2 tRNA genes are annotated in these 429 nt (G+C 45.7%); both read right to left on the reverse strand.

What is annotated here, in order from left to right:
• Positions 1 to 164 precede the first annotated feature (164 nt).
• Positions 165 to 241 (reverse strand) — tRNA-Met (locus AN394_RS21310).
• 4 nt (positions 242 to 245) lie between these two features.
• Positions 246 to 320, reverse strand: a tRNA-Gln gene (locus AN394_RS21315).
• Positions 321 to 429: the final 109 nt, after the last annotated feature.

Genomic DNA, 429 nt, shown 5'->3' on the forward strand with positions numbered 1-429 from the left:
AAGGAGAGACTTGAACTCTCACAACCGAAGTTACTGGAACCTAAATCCAGCGCGTCTACCAATTCCGCCACTCCCGCATCATTCGTACTAAAAGTACTGGTAGTTATTTTAAACTCTTCATTGAGTGCAGCTTTAACTCCTGCAGAGCCATTCTAAAAGAAGAATGGTGGCTAAGACGGGATTTGAACCTGTGACCCCATCATTATGAGTGATGTGCTCTAACCAACTGAGCTACTTAGCCATCGTGGCTGGGATACCAGGATTTGAACCTGGGAATGGCAGGATCAAAACCTGCTGCCTTACCGCTTGGCGATATCCCAACAAAAGCTTGATAGTTTGAGTTCTTATCAAGAACATGGTGCGGAAGGAGAGACTTGAACTCTCACAACCGAAGTTACTGGAACCTAAATCCAGCGCGTCTACCAATTC

This window comes from Pseudoalteromonas sp. P1-26 (assembly GCF_001401795.1).
GTDB lineage: Bacteria > Pseudomonadota > Gammaproteobacteria > Enterobacterales > Alteromonadaceae > Pseudoalteromonas.